This window comes from Sphingobium sp. TomTYG74, from assembly GCF_055393875.1.
This window is the reverse complement of record NZ_AP027341.1, coordinates 195,275-208,722: the sequence shown is the minus strand read 5'-3', so window position 1 is coordinate 208,722 and position 13,448 is coordinate 195,275. Positions and strand designations below refer to the sequence as shown.

The 13,448-nt window shown below is 63.1% G+C and carries 17 protein-coding genes; 10 read left to right on the top strand and 7 right to left on the bottom strand.

From position 1 onward, the window contains the following. Positions 1-85: 85 nt before the first annotated feature. From ACZ5TB_RS01125 to ACZ5TB_RS01115, 3 genes are all read right to left on the bottom strand, one after another. A complete protein-coding gene (locus ACZ5TB_RS01125) occupies positions 86-901 on the bottom strand; it encodes a ferredoxin--NADP reductase (protein WP_449471277.1) in 816 nt (271 codons plus the stop codon). A 173-nt stretch (positions 902-1,074) separates the two neighbouring features. Beyond that, positions 1,075-1,392, bottom strand: a complete 318-nt coding sequence (locus tag ACZ5TB_RS01120; protein WP_464779007.1) for a hypothetical protein — start codon at positions 1,390-1,392, stop codon at positions 1,075-1,077. A 114-nt stretch (positions 1,393-1,506) separates the two neighbouring features. After that, positions 1,507-3,102: a phosphoenolpyruvate carboxykinase gene (locus tag ACZ5TB_RS01115; RefSeq protein WP_464791694.1), complete on the bottom strand. Its 1,596-nt coding sequence runs from the start codon at positions 3,100-3,102 to the stop codon at positions 1,507-1,509. Between the two features lie 286 nt (positions 3,103-3,388). Here ACZ5TB_RS01115 and ACZ5TB_RS01110 point away from each other — a divergent pair, with 286 nt between their 5' ends. The 10 genes from ACZ5TB_RS01110 to ACZ5TB_RS01065 all read left to right on the top strand — a co-directional run bounded on the left by ACZ5TB_RS01110 (position 3,389) and on the right by ACZ5TB_RS01065 (position 11,364). After that, positions 3,389-4,093 carry a response regulator gene (locus ACZ5TB_RS01110; protein ID WP_464779005.1) on the top strand — a complete coding sequence of 235 codons (705 nt, stop codon included), beginning with the start codon at positions 3,389-3,391 and terminating at the stop codon, positions 4,091-4,093. Beyond that, complete coding sequence (locus tag ACZ5TB_RS01105) at positions 4,062-5,657, top strand: sensor histidine kinase (RefSeq protein WP_464791693.1); 1,596 nt, start codon at positions 4,062-4,064, stop codon at positions 5,655-5,657. The genes ACZ5TB_RS01110 and ACZ5TB_RS01105 overlap by 32 nt, the downstream gene beginning before the upstream one ends. A 93-nt stretch (positions 5,658-5,750) precedes the next feature. Beyond that, positions 5,751-6,185 (top strand): HPr kinase/phosphorylase, encoded by a 435-nt coding sequence (locus tag ACZ5TB_RS01100; protein ID WP_464779003.1) that lies wholly within the window; start codon positions 5,751-5,753, stop codon positions 6,183-6,185. Continuing rightward, positions 6,182-7,114, top strand: coding sequence for an RNase adapter RapZ (gene rapZ / locus ACZ5TB_RS01095; RefSeq protein WP_464779002.1), 933 nt, complete (start codon positions 6,182-6,184; stop codon positions 7,112-7,114). Before ACZ5TB_RS01100 ends, rapZ begins: the two co-directional genes overlap by 4 nt. Positions 7,115-7,143: 29 nt before the next feature. Then, on the top strand, positions 7,144-7,548 hold the full coding sequence (locus ACZ5TB_RS01090; RefSeq protein ID WP_097091003.1) for a PTS sugar transporter subunit IIA: 405 nt from the start codon (positions 7,144-7,146) through the stop codon (positions 7,546-7,548). Further along, positions 7,545-7,817 carry an HPr family phosphocarrier protein gene (locus ACZ5TB_RS01085; RefSeq protein WP_464779001.1) on the top strand — a complete coding sequence of 91 codons (273 nt, stop codon included), beginning with the start codon at positions 7,545-7,547 and terminating at the stop codon, positions 7,815-7,817. Before ACZ5TB_RS01090 ends, ACZ5TB_RS01085 begins: the two co-directional genes overlap by 4 nt. A 65-nt stretch (positions 7,818-7,882) precedes the next feature. Beyond that, complete coding sequence (locus ACZ5TB_RS01080; protein WP_464771900.1) at positions 7,883-8,686, top strand: TrmH family RNA methyltransferase; 804 nt, start codon at positions 7,883-7,885, stop codon at positions 8,684-8,686. A gap of 24 nt (positions 8,687-8,710) precedes the next feature. Beyond that, entirely contained in the window at positions 8,711-9,985 is a 1,275-nt protein-coding gene (locus ACZ5TB_RS01075; RefSeq protein WP_464779000.1) for an MFS transporter, read from the top strand. A 202-nt stretch (positions 9,986-10,187) separates the two neighbouring features. Continuing rightward, positions 10,188-10,367, top strand: a complete 180-nt coding sequence (locus tag ACZ5TB_RS01070) for a hypothetical protein (protein WP_464778999.1) — start codon at positions 10,188-10,190, stop codon at positions 10,365-10,367. Positions 10,368-10,371: 4 nt separating this feature from the next. Continuing rightward, positions 10,372-11,364 carry a TerC family protein gene (locus ACZ5TB_RS01065; protein WP_464791692.1) on the top strand — a complete coding sequence of 331 codons (993 nt, stop codon included), beginning with the start codon at positions 10,372-10,374 and terminating at the stop codon, positions 11,362-11,364. A gap of 95 nt (positions 11,365-11,459) precedes the next feature. On the opposite strand, the gene rplS is transcribed toward ACZ5TB_RS01065, so the two are convergent. The 4 genes from rplS to rimM are packed head-to-tail and all read right to left on the bottom strand — an operon-like array spanning position 11,460 to position 13,315. Then, entirely contained in the window at positions 11,460-11,828 is a 369-nt protein-coding gene (gene rplS, locus ACZ5TB_RS01060; RefSeq protein WP_464778997.1) for a 50S ribosomal protein L19, read from the bottom strand. 11 nt (positions 11,829-11,839) lie between these two features. Further along, positions 11,840-12,571 carry a tRNA (guanosine(37)-N1)-methyltransferase TrmD gene (gene trmD / locus ACZ5TB_RS01055; protein WP_464791691.1) on the bottom strand — a complete coding sequence of 244 codons (732 nt, stop codon included), beginning with the start codon at positions 12,569-12,571 and terminating at the stop codon, positions 11,840-11,842. Next, complete coding sequence (locus ACZ5TB_RS01050; protein WP_464791690.1) at positions 12,568-12,840, bottom strand: hypothetical protein; 273 nt, start codon at positions 12,838-12,840, stop codon at positions 12,568-12,570. The genes trmD and ACZ5TB_RS01050 overlap by 4 nt, the downstream gene beginning before the upstream one ends. A gap of 13 nt (positions 12,841-12,853) precedes the next feature. Next, positions 12,854-13,315, bottom strand: a complete 462-nt coding sequence (gene rimM / locus ACZ5TB_RS01045; protein WP_464792455.1) for a ribosome maturation factor RimM — start codon at positions 13,313-13,315, stop codon at positions 12,854-12,856. Between the last annotated feature and the right edge of the window lie 133 nt (positions 13,316-13,448).

The window sequence follows — 13,448 nt, the reverse complement described above, 5'->3', positions numbered from 1 at the left end:
AAATGGCCGTTCGCCGATGCCCCCAAGGACAAAAAAAGGGCCAGCGTCGCCGCCAGCCCCTCTCGTACCACTGATCTCCGCCCACTTACCCGACGAAGGCGCGCTCGATCACGAAAGCCCCCGGCGCCGCATTAGAGCCCTCAACAAAACCTTCGCCCTCGAAGAACGCAGCGAACTGCTTGATCATCTCCATGCTGCCGCACATCATCACACGGTCAGTTTCCGGGTTGAACTTCTTGTCACCCGAGATGCCTTCGAACAGCGCCCCGCTTTCGACCAGCTTGTCGATCCGCACATTGTTGCGGAACGGCTCGCGCGTGACGGTCGGCACATAATGGAACTGGTTGGCGGCCTGCTCCGACACCAGCGGGTCTTCCGCCAGCTTGCCGGTCATCTCGTCATGGAAGGCAAGGTCGCTGACCCGGCGGACGGAGTGGACGACGACAACCTCTTCATAAAAGTCGTACACGTCCGGATCGCGCGCCAGGCTGAGGAAGGGCGCCAGGCCGGTGCCGGTCGACAGCATGAACAGCCGCTTGCCCGGCAGCAGCGCGTCAGTCACCAGCGTACCGGTCGGCTTGCGGCCCAGATAGATCTGGTCGCCCGGCTGGATCAGCTGGAGCTTGGACGTCAGAGGCCCGTCCTGCACCTTGATCGACAGGAACTCCAATTCCTCGTCCCACGCAGGGCTGGCCACGGAATAGGCGCGCAACAGCGGCTTGCCATTGTCGCCCTGCAACCCGATCATCACGAACTCGCCCGAACGGAAGCGGAAGCTTGCCGGGCGGCTGATGCGGAAGCTGAACAGATGCTCGTTCCAATGCCGCACCGACAGCACGGTTTCGACAGTCAGGGCGCCGGTCGGCTCCAGTACCGGCTTTTCGATCGTCACGTCGCTCAAAACCTTGTCTCCTGCCAAATCCACTGCGCCAACGTCCGGTCAGGACGCCAGTTGCGTGGCTTTCGCAATAAGTGATTGCGGCGCGAATGCCTTTTCGGCCCCGCCAAGGCAAGGTGAAAAAACTTTCATGGCCGATAGCTGACGATCATGCCCCGCCAGCTTCAGCCCTATTTTCAGCCGAACAGCCCCTTGGCGAGGCGGCTGAGTTCGCCGATCGGGCTGCCGTCGCCATCACTGTCGAACAGGCCGCCAAGCTTGCCTAAAATTGCCTCGGGGCCGCCGAACTGCGCAAACAATTCCTGCAACTTGTCCGCCGACACGCCATGCTCCGCCGCCGTGGTCGCCAGCGCCGCGACATCGGTTTCGCCAGCAGCGATCTTGCCGCCAATCTCGGTCATCAACGCCTGCATCTGCTCGGCCGAAAGCCCCAGCTTCGCCGCCACTGCTTCCAATCCGCCCACGCTGTTTATCAGTTGGTCAAACATCGCCATAATCCCGTTGAATTGGGCACCAGAATAGCACCGCAAGCCGCCGCCCGAAAGCAAAAGAGCCGGAAGCATTGCCCCCGGCTCTTTTTCAACCTTTGAAAGCGGGCAGCCCGCTTGTCAGGCCGCCGTCAGCGCAGCCTGCCGCACCGATGCATCGACATGATCTTCGAACTGGGCGAAATTGTCGACGAACTGCTTCACCAGCTTGCCCGCCGTCTCGTCATAGGCGGCCTTGTCGGACCAAGTCGCACGCGGATCGAGAATGGTCGCATCAACGCCCGGCACCGCGACCGGCACCTCAAACCCGAAATTGGGATCGATCCGGAACTCGACATCGTTCAGGCTGCCGTCCAGCGCCGCGTTCAGCAGAGCGCGCGTCACCTTGATCGGCATGCGCTTGCCAACCCCATATTTGCCGCCGGTCCAGCCGGTGTTGACCAGCCAGCAGGTCACGCCACCCTTGTTGATCCGGTCCTTCAGAAGGTTGCCGTAAACCGAGGGGTGACGCGGCATGAACGGCGCACCGAAGCAGGTGGAGAAGGTCGCCGACGGCTCCGTCACGCCGATTTCCGTACCCGCGACGCGAGCGGTGTAGCCCGACAGGAAGTGATACATCGCCTGATCCGGGGTCAGCCGCGCGATCGGCGGCAGCACGCCATAGGCATCGGCGGTCAGGAAGATGATGTTCTTCGGGACCGGCCCCAGATTCTTTTCCGACGCATTCGGGATGAAATCGATCGGGTAGGAACCACGGCTGTTTTCAGCCAGGCTGTTGTCGTCGAGGTCGATTTCGCGCGTATCCTCGTCGATCACCACATTTTCCAGCACCGTGCCGAAACGCTTGGTAGTCGCGAAGATCTCCGGCTCGGCCTCGGCCGACAGGTTGATCATCTTGGCATAGCAGCCGCCTTCGAAATTGAAGACCGCCGTGTCCGACCAGCCATGCTCGTCATCGCCGATCAGCGTGCGGCTGGCGTCGGCCGACAGCGTCGTCTTGCCCGTGCCCGACAGGCCGAAGAAGACTGCCGTGTCGCCATTCGGGCCGATGTTGGCCGAACAGTGCATGGGCATCACACCCTTGGGCGGCAGCAGATAGTTGAGGATACCGAAGACCGACTTCTTCATTTCGCCGGCATATTTGGTGCCGCCGATCAGGATCAGCTTTTCGGTGAAATTGACCGCGATCACCGTTTCGCTGCGCGACCCATGACGCGCCGGGTCAGCCCGGAAGGTCGGCAAATCGATGATGGTATATTCAGGGGCAAAGCCGCTCAACTCTTCCTGGCCGGGACGCACGAGCAGCGTGCGGATGAACAGATTGTGCCAGGCGAGTTCGTTGATGACGCGAACCTTGACGCGATGCTCGGGCTGCGAACCGCCGAACAGGTCGGCGACGTAGAGCTTGTTCTTCTCGCCCAGCGCCTTGAAAAAATCTTCTTTCAGCGCGGCGAAATGCTCCGGCGTCATGGGAACGTTGGTCTTGCCCCACCACACCGTCGATTCGGTTTCGGCATCCTTGACGATGAACTTGTCATTGGCCGAACGGCCAGTGTGCTTGCCGGTCTTCACGACCAGCGGGCCATCCTTCGACAGGATGCCCTCACCATTTGCGATGGCAGCTTCAACGAGCGGCGCGGTGCCGAGATTCCAATATTGTTCAGCGGTCGTGGAAATGCCCTGCTGATCCAGGGTAATTGGGGATTTGGCCTGCACGCCTTAGCTCCTGATGTGATTACTCCGGCTCGCCAACAACGAACGCTTGCGACCGATCCGCTGCCAGCGCCGCTCTCCCTTGTGAGCTGCGACATTCCTGCAGATGGGAGGCCCAATAAGCCTTTGCACCCCCAGCGTCAAATCCCGCCAGCACCCCGTTTATCCCAGATTAAGTGGCGCAAACCGCATAATTGCCGTCCTACCCCTTTCTTGCGAGCGCGACAGGCATCGTCTAACGCTGGACAGGAAGGCCTGAGCAGGGCGGCCAAGATCATTGGGAAGAAGCATGACTCCAACCATCGCCCTTGTGGATGATGACAAGAATATCCTGACTTCCGTGTCCATCGCGCTGCAGGCCGAAGGGTTCATGACGCGCCTCTATTCGGACCCGGAGGCGGCGTTGAAGGCACTGCTCGACAATCCGGCCGATCTTGCCGTGTTCGACATCAAGATGCCGGGCATGGACGGCCTGGAACTGCTCCGGCGCCTGCGCGAAAAAAGCCAGATGCCGGTGATCTTCCTTACTTCCAAGACTGATGAACTGGACGAAGCGCTGGGCCTCGCCATGGGCGCCGACGATTATATCGCAAAGCCCTTTTCCCAGCGCCTGCTGATCGCCCGCATCCGCGCCATCCTGCGCCGGGCGGAGGTGGGCCGGTTGGCCGACGCCAGTGACGAGCCCGCGGCCGACCCGATCATACGCGGACGGCTTGAAATGGACCCCGCCCGCCATCGCGTCAAATGGATGGGCCAGGATGTCACGTTGACCGTTACCGAATTCCTGATCCTTGAAACGCTCGCGGCGCGGCCCGGTGTCGTCAAGAATCGCAACCAGCTGATGGATGCTGCGTATCAGGATGACGTCTATGTCGATGACCGCACCATCGACAGCCACATCAAGCGGCTACGCCGCAAATTCCGCGAGGCCGATCCTGAATTCAACGCAATCGATACGCTCTATGGCGCCGGATACCGATTCTCCGAAGAGTGACCCGCGGGACAGTGGGTTGCGCTGGTCGGGCCGGATCAGCCTGACGCCGCGCATCCTGGCGGTCAACGTATTCGCGCTGGCCTTGCTGGCGGGCGGCTTCTTCTATCTGGACAGCTATCGCACCCGGATCGTGGACGCGCGCCTCGATCAATCGGCGCGCGAATTGAAGCTGCTCGCCATCGGCCTGGAAACAGCACCCGCTGAACGACATGATGCGCTGATCGCTGCCTTCGCCCGGCAGACCCGCGACCGTATTCGCCGTTATGGGCCGGACGGACGGCTGATCGCCGACAGCTTTGCGATGGACGCTCCTCGTTATCGGCTGACCCTGCCGTCGGAAGAAGGGTGGCGGCGCCATGTCGCGCGTTTTCTGGACAAGGCGGTGGACCGCGTCGTCTTCGCCGACCGCCCGCCCAATTTCGAAGAGCCCGCCGTGGATCGCGCCGATGCCTGGCCGGAACTGCTGCTCGCCCGCAAGACAGGCCAGCCGCAAGCGATGAACCGCTATGCGCCCGACCGCACCTTCATGGTCTCGGCCGCGACGAGCATGAAGGATGGCGGCAGCCTGCTCGCGACCGAAAATGCCCGCGACATCACCCGGACGGTGCGCGCCGAACGGCTGAGACTGGGCATCGTGATCGCCACCGCCGTGCTGGCTTCGGTGCTGCTGTCGCTGTTCCTCGCCCGGACCATCGTCCAGCCGCTCCAACGCCTTGCCCGCGCTGCCGTGCGCGTTCGTCTTGGCCGCGCGCGGGAGGTCACGGTGCCCCGCCTGCCCGAGCGGCGCGACGAGATCGGCATGCTCGCCCGCGCGCTGTCCGACATGAGCCACGCGCTGCGGCAGCGGATCGACGCCACCGACGCCTTCGCGGCAGACGTCAGCCATGAGCTTAAAAACCCCATAGCCTCGCTCCGCTCCGCCCTCGACGCGCTGGAGCGGATCGACAAGCCGGAGCTGCGCGACCAACTGATGGCGATTGCCCAGGATGACGTGCGGCGGCTGGACCGGCTCGTCACCGACATTGCCGAAGCCTCCCGCATCGACGCGCAGCTGTCCCGGACGCGGTTCGAGCCGATTGACCTTGGCCTGCTGATCGAGCGCATGGTGGTGGCGCGCGAGGCACGGGGCGTTCCGCGCGGCGTCCGCCTCGCCTTTGCCCGCCCGCGCAAGGATGTCGCCGTCGTCCTTGGCGAGGAACAGCGCCTGCTCCGCGTGCTCGACAATCTGATCGATAACGCCATCTCCTTTTCGCCCGATGGCGGATTGGTACAGATCGTCGCGACCGTCGCCGATCATGAGGTGCTGGTGAGCGTGGAGGATGAAGGCCCCGGCGTGCCCGAGTCCGAACGCGAGCATGTCTTCCGCCGCTTCCACAGCGTCCGCCCGGAAACGGAGAGCTTCGGCAAGCATTCGGGCCTTGGCCTCGCCATAGCCCGGTCTATCGTCGAAGGCCATCAGGGGAAAATCAGCATCGCCGATCGCGAAGATAATCAGCGCGGCGCCTGCTTCATGCTGCGCCTGCCGATGGGTGTCGAACGCGACCCCGGCATTGTCTCGGAATAGGACGGCTGCCCGAAGTTTTTGACCTTTGCGTGAATTCTTTGCGTCAATTCGATTCACACGCGCCCTATCAAGGTCTAGGATGCGTTCAGGGACATGGCGGCGCAAGACTCAACCGAAACAATGCATGCGACAAGCGTCGCGATAGACGGGCGGGCCGTGCTGATCTGTGGCGCGAGCGGCGCGGGTAAATCGGATCTGGCACTGCGCCTGATCGACCGTGGCGCCATGCTCATCAGCGACGACTACACCATCGTGCGATCCAGCGGGGGGCAGCTGGAGGCGTCCGCGCCAGCCACGATCGCCGGAATGATGGAGGTGCGCGGCGTCGGAGTCGTGGACTTGCCGTCGATCAAAGGGGCGCGGTTGGCGCTGATCATCGACCTGTCGCAGGACATTGACCGCATGCCGGGCGACCCGGAAGAATGGCTCGTCGCAGGTGTCCCCCTGCCGGTGGTCAAGGTTTCACCCTTTGAAGCATCGGCGCCGATCAAGGTCGAACTCGCGCTCAAAACGATGGGGCTGGCGTGAACGCACGGACGCCCAAGACCATCCTGCTGGTGTCCGGCCTTTCCGGCGCGGGCAAGACGACGGCGCTCAAGACGCTGGAGGACATGGGTTGGGAAGTCGTGGACAACCTTCCCCTCCTCCTGCTTGAGCGACTGCTGGACACGCCCGTGCCCGCCGGTCACGAGGAACTGGACGACCGTCCCCTGGCGCTCGGCATCGACGCGCGCACCCGTGGGTTTGACGCACATACGATCGTTCAGCGCATAAAGGCCCTGCGAACGCGCCGGGGCCATGACGTCGAGACGCTCTTCCTCGATTGTTCCGACATGGAACTGGAGCGCCGCTTTGCCGAGACACGGCGCCGTCACCCCTTGGCGTCCGATCGCCCCGCGACCCACGGCCTTGCACGCGAACGGGAACTGACCGATCCGCTGCGCCGCTGGGCGACGCATGTCATCGACACGACCAGCCTGACCAGCAACGGGCTGCAACAGGAAATCCGCAACCGCTTTTCGCGCGAGGGGCTGTCTGCCCCGGTGCTAACGATCATGTCCTTCGGCTTTTCACGCGGCGTCCCGTTGAACGCAGACCTTGTCTTCGACATGCGCTTCCTGCGCAATCCGCATTGGGAAGCGGAACTGCGACCCAAGACTGGGCTGGACCCCGATGTCGCCGCCTATATCATCGAAGATCCCGCCTATGAGGAAGCGGTGCGCCGGATAGAGGAACTGCTGGCCCTGCTCATTCCCCGCTATCAGGACAGCGGCAAATCCTACGTGACCGTAGCGTTCGGCTGCACCGGGGGACGGCACCGGTCTGTCCATGTCGCCGAACGGGTCGCCAAATACTTGCAAGAGGCGGGCTTTTCGCCCACGGTCTCGCACCGCAATATGGAATCAGCGCCCCAGGATAGTCTGGAGAAGCGCGAACCGGGAGGCCCGAAAGCTTAAATCATGAAACAATGTGGGCCGGTAAGTAGATGATAGGACTTGTTCTCGTCACTCATGGGTCGCTGGCGACGGAGTTCGTCGTCGCGATGGAGCATGTGGTCGGTCCGCAGCAGCAGATCGCGACCATCTGCATCGGCCCGGAAGACGATATGGAGGTGCGCCGCGCCGACATCGCGTCGGCAGTGGAGCGGGTGAATGACGGTTCGGGCGTCATCCTCCTCACCGACCTGTTCGGCGGCACCCCGTCCAACCTTGCCATATCGCTACTGAAAGCGGGCGAGATCGAGGTTATCGCGGGCATCAACCTGCCCATGCTCATCCGTCTGGAAAGCGCGCGCAAGGTCATGGACGTGCGCCAGGCCGTCGCCGCCGCGCGCGAGGCGGGCCAGAAATATATCAGCGTCGCATCGGAATTGTTGGGCAGCACTACATGAGCGAAATCAGTCAGGAAGTCCTGATCAGCAACAAGCGCGGCCTCCACGCGCGCGCCAGCGCCAAGTTCGTCACGTTGGCGAGCGGCCTTCCCGCCCAGATCACCGTGCGCAAGGATGGCAGCGAAGTGACCGGCACATCGATCATGGGCCTCATGATGCTGGGCGCGGCGCTGGGCGATTCGATCATTATCAGCGCCGCCGGTCCCAATGCGGAAGAATCGCTCGGCAAGCTGGTGACGCTGGTCGAAGACAAGTTCGGCGAAGAATAGCTCTTCCGCGCTCCGCCCCGGCCCGATAGAGAGGCCGCCTCGTTCCAAGGAGGAAAGCAGGCGCAGTGGCACGCGAGATCACCGGATTTTCCAACCCGCTGGTGAAGCGTGTCCGCTCCTTGCGCGAAAAGAAGTTCCGCAAGGCCGAAGGACTGTTCCTAGCCGAGGGCCTGCGCATCCTCACCGAAGCGCGCGAGGAAGGCGTGTTGCCGGAAATGCTCTTCCACGCCGGGTCCACCCATCCCCTCGCCGCTGACCTCATCGCGGCGATGGAGGCATCGGGCGGCGATGTCATCGAAACCACGCCGGACATTCTCTCCAAGATTTCCGGCAAGGACAATGCGCAAGCCGTCGTCGGCGTCTATCGCGACCGGCTGACCCCGCTGGAAAAGCTCGACCGAAGCAAGGCCGACATCTGGATCGTCGCGCAATCGCTCCGCGATCCCGGCAACCTCGGCACCATATTGCGCACCGGCGACGCGGTGGGCGCTGGCGGCCTCATCCTGATCGACGATTGCGTCGACCCCTTCTCGGTAGAGTCCGTCCGTGCCAGCATGGGCGCGCTCTTCACCCAGTCGATCACGCAGGCGCGCTGGGGCGAATTCATGCACTGGCTGCGGCAGGGTCCGGGCGAACTCATCGGCACCAGCCTCAAGGCCACGCAGGATTATCAGGAGCCGCGCTATGCCAGCCCCTCCTTCCTGCTCGTCGGCAACGAAGCGCAGGGCCTGCCCGAATCCTATGAGGCCGAGTGCGACCAGCTGGTAAAAATGCCGATGCTGGGCAAAGCGGACAGCTTGAACGCGGCCGTCGCCTGCGCGGTGATGGCCTATGAACTGCTGAACCAGAAACGGGCGAAGAAGACTTAAGACATGGCAAGGGGCGGGGAAGACATGGCTGCGGACGGAATCGGCGCAATGCTGCGCCACAAGCGGGTGTTGGCAGCCAGCCTGATCGGCACGGCGGTCGAGTTTTACGACTTCTACATCTACGCCACCGCCGCCAGCCTAGTGTTCGGCCCGCTCTTCTTTCCCGCCTCCTCCCCTTCGGCGCAGCTTCTCGCCGCGTACGGCTCCCTCGCCCTCGCCTTCTTCGCCCGGCCTTTGGGCGCAGCGGTGTTCGGCCATTATGGCGACCGCATCGGGCGTAAGGCGACGCTCGTCACTTCGCTCATGCTGATGGGCGCGTCCACGCTCGCCATAGGCTTCCTGCCGACCTACCAGATGATCGGCTGGTGGGCGCCGCTGATCCTGTGCGTCCTGCGCTTTGGGCAAGGGTTCGGCCTTGGCGGAGAATGGGGCGGCGCGGCACTGCTCGCCGTCGAAAACGCGCCCCCCGGATGGCGCGCGCGTTTCGGCATGTTCCCCCAGCTCGGCGCGCCAGTCGGCTTCCTCGCCGCCAACGGCCTGTTCCTGATTCTGGGCATGTTCCTGACGGACGAGGATTTCTTCGCATGGGGCTGGCGCCTGCCCTTCCTTGGCAGCGCGGTGCTGGTGTTCCTTGGCCTCTGGGTTCGCCTGAAGCTCACCGAGACGCCGGAATTCGCCGCCGCGCAAGCCGAAGCACCACCCCCCGCACTCCCCCTCGCAACGCTCCTCTCCAACCATCTCGGCGCAGCCATCGCGGGCACCTTCGCCGTCGTCGCCTGCTTCGCCGTCTATTATATCGCGACCGCCTTCGCGCTCGGCTATGGCACCACGACCCTCAAGATCGATCGCGAAACCTTCCTGGCGATCCAGCTCGGCGCGATCCTGTTCATGGCTCTCAGCATCGTCATAGCGGGTTGGTGGGCGGACAAGACCAGCCCCACCCGCGTGCTGGTCGCGGGCTGCATCGGCACGGTCCTGATGGGCGTCATCTTCGGCCCCGCCATGGGCACCGGCCAGCTGCTGCCAATCTTCCTCATCCTCAGCCTCGCCCTGTTCCTGATGGGCTTCGTCTACGGGCCGCTGGGCGCATACCTGCCCCACCTCTTCCCGGTCCAGCTGCGCTACACGGGCGCATCCTTCTCCTTCAACCTCGGCGGCATCATCGGCGGCGCACTGGCGCCGATCGTCGCGACATGGCTTATCCAGGTGCAGGGTGTGGCGCTCGTCGGCCTCTATATGTCGGCGGCGGCAGCGATCAGCCTTGGCGGGCTGTGGTTCACGAGCCGACAACCGACCTGATCGTGGCACGGCAGCGCTAGGTCACCCCGGACTTGCGCCCCGCCCGCGAACCGGTTATCCCAATCTCTGCGGACCGGGCCCCTCTGGCGCTGCTTCTCCTAGAAGCGACGTGATGTCGGACCGCATCGGGTGACACCGGTGCAGGCTCCTTATCCTTCCCTGTCATCCGATCGAGCGAAACGCACGAAAGAGGATGGCACAAATGAAGCCTTTTACCTTTATTCTCATGCTTCTGGCGCAGCGCGTCGATGACCAGCTGCGGATGGAGCGGCTGCGCTCAGCACCTGATCCCCGCCGCATCGAAAGGCTGTTGCAGCGCAGGGATCAACTGAACGCCCGCCTGCGCCGGTCGATAGCGCGCCCCGCCTGGAACGCGAGCTGACGCCATGGATTTCCTATCGCTGGTCTGGCTCGGTACGCCACTCTGGATGTGGCTGTCCTTCCTTGGCATCGTGATCGCCCTGCTGGCGCTGGACCTCGGCGTCCTACACCGGCGCGAACGCGAGATTGGCGTGCGCGAGAGCCTTACCCTTTCCGCCTTCTACATCTTTCTCGGCCTTGGGTTCGGTGCCTGGATATGGTGGCAGATGGGCGCGACGACGGGCCTCAACTACGTCACCGGCTTTGTCGTGGAAAAGAGCCTGGCGATGGACAATGTCTTCGTCATCGCGATGATATTCACCTATTTCGGCATACCGCGTCTCTATCAGCATCGGGTGCTCTTCTGGGGCATATTGGGCGTCATCCTGTTGCGCGGATTGATGATCGGCTTCGGCGCGGCGGCGGTGCAGCAATGGGGTTGGCTGCTCTATTTCTTCGCCGCCTTCCTGATCGCGACCGGCATCAAGATGTGGATGACCGCAGAGAAGGACTATGACGTTGGCGCGTCGCCCGTGCTGCGCTGGGTGAAGCGCCGCATGAGGGTGACCGACACTCTGCACGGTCATCATTTCTGGGTGAAGCAGACCGATCCCCGGACGGGACGGCTCGCTCTATTCTTCACGCCGCTGTTCCTGGCGCTGGTCATGATCGAATTTGTCGATGTGGTGTTCGCGGTCGATTCGGTGCCAGCGATCTTCGCGATCACCACGGACCCGTTCATCGTCTACACGTCCAACATCTTCGCGATCCTTGGCCTGCGCGCGCTCTATTTCGCCCTGGCCGCGATGGTGGAGCGTTTCCACTACCTCAAATATGCGCTCAGCCTGCTGCTGATCTTCATTGGATCGAAGATATTTGTCGCCGACGCGTTGGGCCTGGCCAAAATCCCGCCGCCGGTCTCTCTGGCCATCACCTTCGCGATTCTTGCGGGCGGCGTGGGCTGGTCATTGTGGAAGACGCGACCAGAAAAGGCGGCGCTTCCTGCCGAAGTCCAATAGGATCTGACCGGATCAATCGGACCCCAAAAGCAAACAGGCGGCGCTCTTTCGAGCGCCGCCTGTTCAACTTAGCGACCGTAAAGCCGCGAGGAAGATCAATCCTCGGTGCGGACGTCGCGGCGCTCGGCGATGCGAGCGCGCTTGCCGGTGCGGCCACGCAGATAATAGAGCTTCGCACGACGCACGACGCCACGGCGGACGACGGTGATCGAATCGAGATTGGGCGAATAGAGCGGGAACACACGCTCCACGCCTTCACCGAACGAAATCTTGCGCACGGTGAAGTTGCTGCCCATGCCCTTGTTCGAGCGGGCGATGCATACGCCTTCATAATTCTGGACGCGGCTGCGGTCGCCTTCGACGACCTTCACACCGACGCGCAGCGTGTCACCGGGACGGAAATCGGGGATATCCTTGGCGAGAGCCGCGATGTTTTCGGCCTCGATCTGCTGGATCAAGTTCATGACTTAAAGTCCTACCTTTTGCGTTGCGCACCAGAGGGCGGCTGGTCCCGAACGCCGATATGACGTTCCCAAAGGTCCGGCCGCCTTAGCCGTGTATCTTCTTCCGCCCTTTGTTTCCGCCAGGCGGCGATTTTCGCATGATCCCCCGATCGCAACACTTCAGGGATCGCGCGCCCTTCCCACAAAGCGGGTCGGGTATAGTGCGGATATTCGAGAAGGCCGCTTTCGAAGCTCTCTTCATCCCCACTGGAAGCCGCGCCCATTACTCCGGGAAGCAGCCGAATGCAAGCATCGAGCAGCATCAGAGCGCCCATCTCGCCGCCGGACAAAATGATATCGCCCATGCTGATCTGCTCAACCGGCCGCGCCTCGAAGATACGCTCGTCAAAGCCCTCGAACCGTCCGCACAATATCGTCGCGCCCGGCCCCGCCGCCAGTTCCCGCACATGGCCCTGCGTGATCGGCTTGCCGCGCGGCGTCATGGCTATCACCGGCAGGTCCGGCCCCTGCTCCAGCGCATGATCTATGGCCAGCCCCAATATGTCGGCGCGCAGCACCATCCCCGCGCCACCGCCCGCAGGCGTGTCGTCAACGGTGCGGTGCTTGTCGGTCGCAAAATCGCGGATGTGGATCGGATCGCACGACCATTTCCCTTCCGCCAGAGCGCGCCCGGCGAGCGACACGCCCAACGGTCCCGGAAACATCTCCGGATAAAGCGTCAATATCTGCGTCCGAAAACTCACGCCCTGCGCTTGCGCAGCCACGCCGCGGACATGCCTCCCAGCAACGACACGGTGCCGCCTGCCATCAAAGCGATACCGATAGCACGCAGCAGATCGGCAAAGGGCCGCTCCGGGTTCATCAGGGCGGGTAAAAGAAACAGCAAGGGAATAGGGATGACCAGCGCCACCGCCGCGCCAATTTTCAACCCGCGCTTCCATGGCATGGTGAACAGGCGCCACCCTGCGGCGATCATCATCAGCAGATAGAGGGCAGTAAGGATTTGGGGCATCAGCAACCGCCGATCAAACCGCAAAGGCCGCTTCGATCACGGCCCGACCGTCCGCGATCGTGACCGCATGCATGGGCGCCATGAAGCGTTTGCCGTTGGGCCGTTCGACCTCGATGATATCGCCAGCGCCGAAATTCTCGACCGCGACGATATTGCCCAGCCCTTCACCCTCGCTGGAGAAGCAGGGCAAGCCGATGAGGTCGGCATGATAATATTCGCCCTCCTCCAGCGGAGGCAAGGCAGAGCGAGGAACGGTGAGTTCCGTCCCGCGCAGGGCTTCGGCCGCGCTTCGGTCATTGACCTCGGCGAAACGCGCAACCGCGCCATTGGAACCGGCGCGCACCGACTTCAACGTCAGCTTGCCGCCCGCAGCGTCGAAGCTCTTGTAGGATTTGAGCGTTTCCACGCCTTCCCCAAAGAGCTTCAAACGAACCTCGCCCGCCACCCCATGCGCGCCGATGACGACGGCGAGAATGACGGCGCGCGAAGAGACTAGCCCCTCCCCTTCAGGTTCAACCGAGGCGCGTGACTCGGTTGAAGGGTTGAGTTGGGGGGTGCCGGGCGCGGAGCCATTGCCAGCCCCCACCCCCGGCCCCTCCCCTGAAGGG

What these genes read in the sequence shown, in the direction of transcription:
- ACZ5TB_RS01120 (WP_464779007.1), bottom strand. Translation starts at nt 1,392, where the DNA reads ATGGCGATGTTTGACCAACTGATAAACAGCGTGGGCGGATTGGAAGCA.
- ACZ5TB_RS01110 (WP_464779005.1), top strand. Translation starts at nt 3,389, where the DNA reads ATGACTCCAACCATCGCCCTTGTGGATGATGACAAGAATATCCTGACT.
- ACZ5TB_RS01105 (WP_464791693.1), top strand. Translation starts at nt 4,062, where the DNA reads ATGGCGCCGGATACCGATTCTCCGAAGAGTGACCCGCGGGACAGTGGG.
- ACZ5TB_RS01100 (WP_464779003.1), top strand. Translation starts at nt 5,751, where the DNA reads ATGGCGGCGCAAGACTCAACCGAAACAATGCATGCGACAAGCGTCGCG.
- ACZ5TB_RS01090 (WP_097091003.1), top strand. Translation starts at nt 7,144, where the DNA reads ATGATAGGACTTGTTCTCGTCACTCATGGGTCGCTGGCGACGGAGTTC.
- ACZ5TB_RS01085 (WP_464779001.1), top strand. Translation starts at nt 7,545, where the DNA reads ATGAGCGAAATCAGTCAGGAAGTCCTGATCAGCAACAAGCGCGGCCTC.
- ACZ5TB_RS01075 (WP_464779000.1), top strand. Translation starts at nt 8,711, where the DNA reads ATGGCTGCGGACGGAATCGGCGCAATGCTGCGCCACAAGCGGGTGTTG.
- ACZ5TB_RS01070 (WP_464778999.1), top strand. Translation starts at nt 10,188, where the DNA reads ATGAAGCCTTTTACCTTTATTCTCATGCTTCTGGCGCAGCGCGTCGAT.
- ACZ5TB_RS01065 (WP_464791692.1), top strand. Translation starts at nt 10,372, where the DNA reads ATGGATTTCCTATCGCTGGTCTGGCTCGGTACGCCACTCTGGATGTGG.
- rplS (WP_464778997.1), bottom strand. Translation starts at nt 11,828, where the DNA reads ATGAACTTGATCCAGCAGATCGAGGCCGAAAACATCGCGGCTCTCGCC.
- ACZ5TB_RS01050 (WP_464791690.1), bottom strand. Translation starts at nt 12,840, where the DNA reads ATGCCCCAAATCCTTACTGCCCTCTATCTGCTGATGATGATCGCCGCA.